General features: G+C 65.8%; 9 protein-coding genes. 5 read left to right on the top strand and 4 right to left on the bottom strand.

The genetic code is table 11. The annotated features are described in order from the left end of the window. From JCM9942_RS06695 to JCM9942_RS20060, 3 genes are all read right to left on the bottom strand, one after another. Positions 1-1,090: SLC5/6 family protein (locus tag JCM9942_RS06695; protein WP_484600200.1), on the bottom strand; the 1,090-nt coding region annotated here is incomplete at its 3' end. Positions 1,091-1,206: 116 nt separating this feature from the next. After that, entirely contained in the window at positions 1,207-2,919 is a 1,713-nt protein-coding gene (locus JCM9942_RS06690) for a TonB-dependent receptor (protein WP_256202317.1), read from the bottom strand. Positions 2,920-2,954: 35 nt separating this feature from the next. Then, positions 2,955-3,446, bottom strand: coding sequence for a TonB-dependent receptor plug domain-containing protein (locus JCM9942_RS20060; RefSeq protein ID WP_256202316.1), 492 nt, complete (start codon positions 3,444-3,446; stop codon positions 2,955-2,957). 160 nt (positions 3,447-3,606) lie between these two features. On the opposite strand from JCM9942_RS20060, the gene JCM9942_RS06685 reads away from it, so the two are divergent. Next, entirely contained in the window at positions 3,607-5,010 is a 1,404-nt protein-coding gene (locus JCM9942_RS06685) for a GntP family permease (protein WP_054658611.1), read from the top strand. Positions 5,011-5,454: 444 nt separating this feature from the next. Here the strand turns inward: JCM9942_RS06685 and JCM9942_RS06680 are convergent, their stop codons facing one another. Further along, a complete protein-coding gene (locus JCM9942_RS06680) occupies positions 5,455-5,787 on the bottom strand; it encodes a ComEA family DNA-binding protein (protein ID WP_054658609.1) in 333 nt (110 codons plus the stop codon). A 195-nt stretch (positions 5,788-5,982) separates the two neighbouring features. Between JCM9942_RS06680 and JCM9942_RS06675 the strand changes: the two genes are divergently transcribed. The 4 genes from JCM9942_RS06675 to JCM9942_RS06660 form a co-directional block, all read left to right on the top strand. Next, on the top strand, positions 5,983-7,476 hold the full coding sequence (locus JCM9942_RS06675) for a M20 family metallopeptidase (protein ID WP_054658607.1): 1,494 nt from the start codon (positions 5,983-5,985) through the stop codon (positions 7,474-7,476). 72 nt (positions 7,477-7,548) lie between these two features. Further along, complete coding sequence (locus tag JCM9942_RS06670; RefSeq protein WP_054658605.1) at positions 7,549-7,818, top strand: GlsB/YeaQ/YmgE family stress response membrane protein; 270 nt, start codon at positions 7,549-7,551, stop codon at positions 7,816-7,818. Positions 7,819-7,867: 49 nt separating this feature from the next. Then, positions 7,868-8,881 carry an aminoglycoside phosphotransferase family protein gene (locus JCM9942_RS06665; protein WP_054658603.1) on the top strand — a complete coding sequence of 338 codons (1,014 nt, stop codon included), beginning with the start codon at positions 7,868-7,870 and terminating at the stop codon, positions 8,879-8,881. Further along, positions 8,878-9,077, top strand: a 200-nt coding sequence (locus tag JCM9942_RS06660; RefSeq protein WP_157722806.1) for a nucleotidyltransferase family protein, incomplete at its 3' end; no start/stop codon positions are given. The genes JCM9942_RS06665 and JCM9942_RS06660, both read left to right, overlap by 4 nt.

Here is a 9,077-nt window from a genome sequence, read left to right as displayed (position 1 = left end):
GCGGCGACCACACCCCGCGCAGCAGCCCCGGCGCGAACCAGTGGTTGCCGATCATCAGGCTCAGCGTCAGCGTGCTCACCACCACCATGCCGGTGGCTGCGCTCAGGCCACCGAGGAATGCGAACAGCGCGATACCCTCATGGCCGGCGGCGAATGGCAGCGCCAGGGTGTACATGTCGCTGGGCACCGTATCGCCCAGCAGCGCGGTGCCGGCGCGGGCCAGCGGCAGGATCGGCAACGCGATCAGCAGCAGGTACAGCGGAAACAGCCAGCGCGCGGTGCGCACATCGGCCGGATCCCGGCACTCCACCACCCCGACATGGAACTGGTGCGGCAGCAGGAACATCGCCAGTCCGCCCAGCAGCACCAGCGGGACGAAACCGCCGGCCGGGGCCGGGGCCGGCGAAGGGGATGGCGCCACGGCGGCCGCCGGCAGATCCCCCAGCCCGAACCAGACAAACGCGCCCAGCGCCAGCATCGCGGTGAGCTTGAACAGCGACTCCACCGCCATCGCCAGCACCAGCCCGCGGTTGTGTTCGGAAACACTGGCCCGGCGCGCACCAAACAGCATCGCGAACAGCGCCATCGCCAGCGCCACATACAGCGCGCTGTCGTGACACAGCGCCCCGCCCTGGCCGGCATCGGCGGAGCGGAAGGTGATCATGCTGAAGCTCATCGCCACCGCTTTGAGCTGCAGCGCGATATAGGGAATCAGGCCCAGCACCGTCACCAGCGTGACCGTGGCCGCCAGCCATGCATCGCGTCCCAGCCGTGCGGCGATCAGGTCGGCCAGCGAGGTGGCGTTGGTCTCGCGCGCCAGCCGCACCAGCCGCACCATCACCCCCATGGCCAGCGCATAGAACAGGATCGCGCCGACGAAGGTCGGCGGCAGCGGCCAGCCATAGCGCTTGGCCTGGGTCACCGTGCCGTAGAAGGTCCACGAGGTGCAGTGCACCGCCAGCGACAGCGCATACACATGCCGCCAATGCCGTGCGAACGCGGCCGGACGCCGCTCGCCGTACAGCGCCGTGCCGAACATCAGCGCCAGCCAGGCCAGCCCCGCCAGCGCCACCGTGACCAGACTCAACATGCCTGCCGCATCCCCTTGCCGTTGATCGCCCCCATCGGCGGAGGCGGACACAGAATACGAGAGCGGCGGCATGCCGTCAGACATGCCGCCGCCCGAGGTTGCTTCCGATCAGCCGATCAGAAGTTGTAACGCACCGACATGTACCAGTTGCGCGGCAGACCGTAGTAGGCGGTCTGGATGTTGCCGACGCTGGCGAACTCCTGGCCTTCGGTCTTGTACTGCTTGTCGGTCAGGTTGCGCACACCGGCGCGGATCTGCCAGGCCATCTGCGGCGAATCCCACACGCCGTAGGCGCCGACCAGCGTATAGGCGTCCTGGCTGAGCACTGCACGGTTGTCCACCGACAGCCAGGTGTCACCCCGGTAGGAGACATCCCCGCCGAAGGTCAGGTTGCCGTTGTCACCCAGCGAGAACACATGCTGCAGGGCGACGCGGGCGGTCCAGTCCGGCGAGAACGGCACGTGGTCGTGGCTCACGTTCGGATCGAAACCCGGGTAGGACGGATCCAGGCGGAAGTCCTCGAACTTGTCGTACTTGGCGTCCATCCAGCCCAGCTGCGCGCTCAGCGTGGTGGCCTCGCCCAGCAGCGCACTGCCTTCCAGCTCGATGCCCTTGATGTTGAGCTTGGCCGCGTTGAGCACCGGGAAGGTACCCACGTCCTGCGACACACGGGCCTGGAAGTCGCTGTAGTTGCTATAGAACGCCGCCGCGCTGCCGCGGAAACGGCGGTCGGCTGAGCTGCCCTTCAGGCCCAGCTCGTAGGTCCACACGTATTCCGGATCGAACTTGGCGTTCTGGGTGTCATAGACGGTATTGGCGCGGCCATTGAAGCCGCCCGACTTGAAGCCGCGGTTGGCCGACACATAGCCCATCAGGTCGTCGCTGAATTCCTTCTGCAGGCTGACCGACGGCGTTACCGCCGTCCACGAGGCCCTGGCATCGAACGCCACCGTTCCATTGAGGCTGGCGAACGGGGCACCCCAGAAGGTGCTGGTGGAGCGTTCGTAATCCTTTTTGTCCTTGGTCCAGCGCACGCCGGCGGCCACGGTCCAGGTCGGTACGAACTCCCAGTTCAGATGGGCGAACGCGGCGGTCGAGGTGGTGCTCAGGTCGTCCCGGATCGTGCGCAGGAACGGCACCTTGGCGCCCAGGAAGGAGAACAGGTCATCGGCGTAGGCTTCCTGGTACGACGGCACGTTCTCCTTCATGTAGTACGCACCGAAGGTGGCATGCACGTTGGAACCGTTGTCGTAATGCAGCTGGAACTCCTGGCTGCGCTGGTCCTGGTCCAGCGCCACCAGCACGTCGCCCAGTTCGTATTCGGAGGCGTCGATGTCGATGTACGACTGGGTCTTGAGCTTGCGGTAGGAACTGATGCTCTTGAGCATCCACTGTTCATTGATGTCCCAGTCCATCGCCAGCGACGCACCGGAGTGCTTCAGGTACTGTCCCTGGCCATCGGTGAACGAGGTCTGCGCACGACGGTTCCATTCACCGGTTTCGCCCGGCTGCAGCACGATCACGCCGGCCGGGGCCAGACTGGTCTGCAGCAGCGGCGCCATCGGCCGGCCCAGCGTCAAGGCCGCATCCTGCCGGGTGGTATCCAGCGACAGCACCGCACTGAAATTGTCGGTCGGCTTGAATGCCAGCTTCAGGCGCAGCGCCTCGGTGTCGTCATCGTTGTAGTGCTTGCCGGTAACGGCATCCTTCACGTAGCCGTCGTTGGTGATCTTGGCCCCGGCGATGCTGGCAGCCACGGTGTCACTCAACTTGCCCGACACATAGAAGCGGCCTTCCAGACGGCCATAGTCACCGGCGGTGACTTCCACCGCGCCGCCTTCGTTGTCGAACGGATTCTTGGTGGTCAGCTTGATCGCGCCACCGGTGGAGTTCTTGCCGTACAGGGTGCCTGCGGGCCGCGCAGCACTTCCAGCTGCTGGATGTCGAACAGCGAGAACAGTGCACCGTTGATGCGCGAGTAGTAGACGTCATCGACGTACATGCCCACGCCCGGATCGAAGGTCTGCAGCGCGTCGGGCTGGCCGATGCCGCGGATGAAGACGTTGACACTGTTGGCCGAACCACGGCCCTGGGCGATGTTCATGTTCGGAACGGCGCCCTGCAGCCCTTCCACGGTCGAGGCCTGCAGATCCTTGATCTGCTCCTCGCCGAAGGCGCTCACCGCCACCGGCACGTCCTGGATGGACTCGCTGCGGCGGCGTGCGGTGACGGTCACCTCGTCCAGCTGCGTGGCCTGGGTGCCGGCTGGTACGGCCTTCTGTTCCTGTGCCTGCACGAATGCGGCCGGCGCCAGCAGGATGCCACCGATGGCCATGCTCAGATACTTGCGCTTCATTGTCTCCCTCCTCCCGGGTATGACGTAGCGGCATGCGGATGCCGCCATGCTGCGCACGTTAACGGGACGTTAGGCGGCCGCGTATCGTCCCTTCGTACAGTGGGCCGCCCGGTCCGGGCTGCGGATACTCGCCGGCAACGTGATTGGCCGGGAGCCGTGGATGTCGTTTCTGATCGTATTGGCGGCCCTGTGCTTCCTGATGTTCGTGGCCTACCGTGGCTACAGCGTGATCCTGTTCGCGCCGGTGGCGGCGCTGGGCGCGGTGCTGCTGACCGATCCGTCGCTGGTCCAGCCGATGTTCACCGGGCTGTTCATGGACAAGATGGTCGGGTTCCTGAAGCTGTACTTCCCGGTGTTCCTGCTCGGCGCGGTGTTCGGCAAGCTGATCGAGATCTCGGGTTTTTCCAAATCCATCGTCAGTGCGACCATCAAGCTGGTCGGCGCACAGCGGGCGATGCTCTCCATCGTGCTGGTCTGCGGTCTGCTCACCTACGGCGGCGTGTCGCTGTTCGTGGTGGTGTTTGCGGTCTACCCGTTCGCCGCCGAGCTGTTCCGCCAGAGCAATATCCCCAAGCGGCTGATTCCCGGCACCATCGCGCTGGGCGCCTTCACCTTTACCATGGACGCGCTGCCGGGCACGCCGCAGATCCAGAACATCATTCCCAGCAGCTTCTTCGGCACCACCAGCTGGGCCGCACCGACGCTGGGCGTGATTGGGACGGTGATCATCCTGGCGCTGGGCATGGGCTATCTGGAATGGCGCCGCCGCGCCGCAATGGCCGCCGGCGAAGGCTATGCCGGCAGCGCGCCGCTGCTCAACGAACCGGAGCCCTTCCGCGGCGAAGCGCTGGCCCATCCGGCGGTGGCGCTGCTGCCGCTGTTGCTGGTCGGCGTTTCCAACTACCTGTTCACCCGCTGGATTCCCGGTTTCTACGGTGAAAGCCAGTCCTTCATCCCGGCGGTGATCGGCAATCCGGCACCGGTGGTCCAGGAAGTGTCGAAGATGGCCGCCATCTGGGCGGTACAGGGCGCGCTGCTGGTGGGCATCCTCAGCGTGATCGCCTTCGCCTGGAAGCCGGTGGTCAGCGCGTTTGCCGAGGGCACCAAGTCGGCCATCGGCGGCGCCATGCTGGCCTCGATGAACACTGCCTCGGAATATGGTTTTGGCGCGGTGATTGCCGCCCTGCCCGGCTTTCTGGTCGTGGCCAACGCGCTGGGCTCGATCCCCAATCCGCTGGTCAACGAAGCGGTGTCGGTGACGGCGATGGCCGGTATCACCGGCTCGGCCTCCGGCGGCATGTCCATCGCGCTGGCGGCGATGGCCGACAGCTTCATCGCCAACGCACAGGCCGCCGGCATTCCGATGGAGGTGCTGCACCGCGTGGCGGCGATGGCCTCCGGCGGCATGGATACCCTGCCGCACAATGGCGCGGTGATCACCGTGCTGGCGGTGACCGGCCTGACCCATCGCCAGTCCTACAAGGACATCTTCGCCATCACCGTCATCAAGACCCTGGCGGTGTTTGCGATCATCGGCGTCTACTACGCCACCGGGCTGGTCTGATCCGGCGCTGAGCTCGCCCTGGCTCCCAGGGCGTGCACCATCCGGGTCAGCCACAGACCGTCGCCATGGGGACGGCTCTGCCATCGCGCGTCGGGAATCGTGCAGACACGCCGGCCACGTGCCGGCCTGCGCATTGGTATCACCCGGGCAATCGCTGCGCCAGCGCGCCGCCTCCCCATGCTGGCCAGATGCACCGGTCCGGACGCAGGGGCTCCCATCCCCGGGCACCGCTGCCCCCTATCGGCCGCCTGGCAGATCCACGCTCCGCCGCCTGCATAAGCCCCAAAAAAAATCGCCCGGCTGCACGTCACTGTGCATCACCAGGCGATCTCTACATCCATGTTGGCATCCTGCCTTCCCCCGGCATCCTGCCTGTGAGCATCCGGCTCGATCGGGCTCCCTGGACCACCTGTCCCTCTGTGGTCTCATGCGATTCCGTTCCGCTCAGCGCCGCTCTATCGGTCTGGCAGCCGCCGTCGTGGCAGCCTTCTTGGCGGGGGCAGCTCCGGCCCCCACTTCGATCTGGTCCCGATTCCGTTCGACCGTCTTCAATCCGATCCCCTTGACCAGCGCCAGTTCCTCGACGCTTTTGAAGGGTCCGTTTGCCTGTCGGTGATCGACGATTGCCTGCGCCTTCGCTGGGCCGACATTCACCAATACCCGGTCCAGCTCCGCCGCAGAGGCGGTATTGATGTCGACCTTGTCCGTGGCATACGCCGATGCGGTCAACAACAACGCCAGAACCAATGACTTGAGCGTCACGGTAAAAAGCTTCATCGCTGCATTCCTTGTGGTTTGGATTGGAGTTGCCGGCATCCCCGCCGGCCAGACCAGTGTCCCGCGCCACGTGAACACAGCGTATCCGTCACACCGCTGTGACACAGCCAGCGAACTACCCGATCGCGTGTAGGAAAAACCCTACAAGCCGTCGGCGTAGAATGGTTGCACCTGACATTGCTACCGGAGTTCCAGATGGACAGCGCCAAGATCGGCCAATTTCTCAGCGACAAGTGGGACACCGATATCGTCCCGCAACTGGTCGATTACATCCGCATCCCCAACAAGTCGCCGATGTTCGACGCCAATTGGGTCGCCAATGGCTACATGGACCAGGCGGTGGACCTGATGGAGCGCTGGGCCAAGGCACAGAACATCCCCGGTCTGCTGGTCGAAGTGGTCCGCCTGGAAGGCCGTACTCCATTGATCTTCCTGGAAATCCCGGCAACCGGCCCGGAAACCGGCGACGACACCGTGCTGCTCTACGGTCACCTGGACAAGCAGCCGGAAATGACCGGCTGGGACGACGACCTCGGTCCGTGGAAGCCGGTGCTGCGCGGTGACAAGCTGTACGGCCGCGGCGGTGCCGACGACGGCTACGCGATCTTCGGCTCGCTGGCCGCCATTCTCGCGCTGCAGGAACAGGGTCTGCCGCACGCCCGCTGCGTGATCCTGATCGAGGCCTGCGAGGAATCCGGTTCCTACGATCTGCCGGCTTACGTCGACCACCTGGCCGAGCGTATCGGCCAGCCGTCGCTGGTGGTGTGCCTGGATTCGGGCTGCGCCAACTACGACCAGCTGTGGTGCACCACCTCGCTGCGCGGCCTGACTGGCGGCAACTTCACGGTCAAGGTGCTCAACGAGGGCGTGCACTCCGGCGATGCCTCCGGTGTGGTGCCGTCCAGCTTCCGCCTGCTGCGCCAGCTGCTGTCGCGCATCGAGGACGAGAACACCGGCCGCATCCTGCTCGACGGCCTGCACACCGAGATCCCGGCCGAGCGCCTGGAACAGGCCAAGCGCGCCGCCGACGTGGTCGATACCGCCATCTTCGACAAGTTCCCGCTGGTCGACGGCCTCAAGCCGATGAGCGATGAGCTGACCGAACTGGTGCTCAACCGCACCTGGCGCCCGGCGCTGTCGGTCACCGGCATCGGTGGCATGCCGCCGCTGGAATCGGCGGGCAACGTGCTGCGTCCGGAAACCTCGGTGAAACTGTCGCTGCGCCTGCCGCCCACCGCCAATGGCAAGGCCTGCGGCGAACTGCTGAAGGAAGCCCTGCTGCGTGACCCGCCGAACGGTGCCCACGTCAGCCTGGAGCTGGAAAAGGCCTCCACCGGCTGGAACGCGCCGGCGATGGCGCCGTGGCTGGAGAAGTCGATCGACGATGCCAGCCAGGCGTTCTTCGGCAAGCCGGCCATGTACATGGGCGAAGGTGGCTCGATCCCGTTCATGGGCATGCTGGGCGAAAAGTTCCCGGGTGCGCAGTTCATGATCACCGGCGTGCTGGGCCCGCATTCCAATGCCCACGGTCCGAACGAGTTCCTGCACATCCCGATGGGCAAGCGCGTCACCTCCTGCGTGTCCAAGGTGCTGTTCGACCACCACGCCGCCAGCCTGCGTGGCGAGACCAGCGGTTCGCCGGTGGCTGCCGACAGCGGCACCCGCCACGGCGGCCACGGCTGCTGCTGAGCGCCTGAGCGCTTGATGACGGACGCAGCCTTGCCTTGCTAGGCTGCGTCTTTCTTTATGGCAGGCGGGCACATGAGCGGACTGTTTGGCAGCGACAGCTGGCTGTACATCATCCTGATCGGCTTCGTTGTCGGCCTGCTCGGGCGCTTTTTCATGCCCGGCAACAACCGCATGGGCTGCCTGCTGACCCTCGTGCTCGGCATCGCCGGGGCGGTGTTCGCCGGCTGGTTCGGTCGCGAGATGGGCTGGTACACCGCCGGGCAACCGGCCGGTTTCCTCGGCGCCATCCTCGGCGCCGTCGCCATCCTTGCGCTGTTGCGCCTGGTCAGCGGCAAGCGCTGAGTCCTGACTCCTTTTGCGCCTGTCCCACCGGCAGGCAACCCTCTGCCTGATGACCCCTGATATCTCCTCCGAAGATCTCCGCGCGCAGCAACGTCTGGACTGGGCGCGTCATGCGCTGGGCGATGCCACCGCCACCGTGCATCGCGCCTCCGTCGATGCCGGCTTCCGCAGCTACTGGCGCAGCCAGGGCACCGGCGCCAGCCGCATCGTGATGGACTCGCCGCCGGACAAGGAGGATGTGCGTCCGTGGCTGCGCATCCATGACCTGTTCCAACACCATGGTGTGCGTGTGCCGCAGGTGCTGCAGCGTGACGTGGACAACGGTTTCCTGCTGCTGGAAGACCTCGGCGGTCCGACCCTGGCGCTGGTCCTGGACGCGGACAACGCCGATGCGCATTTCGATGCGGCGATCAGCCAGCTGCTGGCGATCCAGCGGATCCCCGCACCGGCGGGGATGGGCGAGTTCGGCGAGGCCCTGCTGCAACGCGACGCGGGGCTGTTCGAGGAATGGTTCCTCGGCCGCCACCTCGGCATCACCCTGGACTGCGACCAGTCCGAACAGCTGGAGCTGGTGCAGCGCCGGCTGATGGACAACGCCCACGCACAGGCCCGCGTGCTGGTGCACCGCGACTTCATGCCGCGCAACCTGATGCCGGTGGCAGACGGCCCGGCGGTGCTGGATTTCCAGGACACGGTACGCGGACCGGTGGCCTATGACGCGATCAGCCTGTTCAAGGACGCCTTCCTCAGCTGGCCGCTGCAGCGCGTGGACGGCTGGCTGACGCACTACCACCAGCGCGCGCAGGCCGCCGGCATCCCGGTGCCACCGCTGCCGGTGTTCCTGCGCGATGCCGACTGGATGGGCGTGCAGCGCCATCTGAAGATCCTGGGCATCTTCGCGCGGCTGCATTACCGCGACGGCAAATCCAAGTACCTCGCCGACGTGCCGCGCTTCATCGCCTATCTGGAAGAAGTGCTGCCGCGTCATCCGCAGCTGGCGCCACTGGCCGCGCTGCTGGAGTCGCTGATCAAACCTGCATTGGCGGCCCGGGAAATCCCATGAAATCCCTGATTTTTGCGGCAGGGCTGGGCGAGCGCATGCGCCCGCTCACCGACCACACGCCCAAACCGCTGCTGGCCGTAGCCGGCAAGCGGCTGATCGAATGGCATCTGCAACGCCTGGCCGCGCTCGGAATCCATGAGGTGGTGATCAACACCAGTTGGCTGGCCGCGCAGTTTCCACAGCAACTCGGCGATGG

The sequence above is a fragment of the Stenotrophomonas pictorum JCM 9942 genome (assembly GCF_001310775.1).
GTDB classification, from domain to species: Bacteria; Pseudomonadota; Gammaproteobacteria; order Xanthomonadales; family Xanthomonadaceae; genus Stenotrophomonas; species Stenotrophomonas pictorum.
The sequence above is the reverse complement of the archived record's forward strand: the minus strand, read 5'-3'. Positions and strand labels throughout refer to the sequence as shown.

Coding starts and splice junctions, on each gene's coding strand:
- JCM9942_RS20060 (WP_256202316.1), bottom strand. CDS start 3,446: ATGAAGCGCAAGTATCTGAGCATGGCCATCGGTGGCATCCTGCTGGCG.
- JCM9942_RS06685 (WP_054658611.1), top strand. CDS start 3,607: ATGTCGTTTCTGATCGTATTGGCGGCCCTGTGCTTCCTGATGTTCGTG.
- JCM9942_RS06680 (WP_054658609.1), bottom strand. CDS start 5,787: ATGAAGCTTTTTACCGTGACGCTCAAGTCATTGGTTCTGGCGTTGTTG.
- JCM9942_RS06675 (WP_054658607.1), top strand. CDS start 5,983: ATGGACAGCGCCAAGATCGGCCAATTTCTCAGCGACAAGTGGGACACC.
- JCM9942_RS06670 (WP_054658605.1), top strand. CDS start 7,549: ATGAGCGGACTGTTTGGCAGCGACAGCTGGCTGTACATCATCCTGATC.
- JCM9942_RS06665 (WP_054658603.1), top strand. CDS start 7,868: ATGACCCCTGATATCTCCTCCGAAGATCTCCGCGCGCAGCAACGTCTG.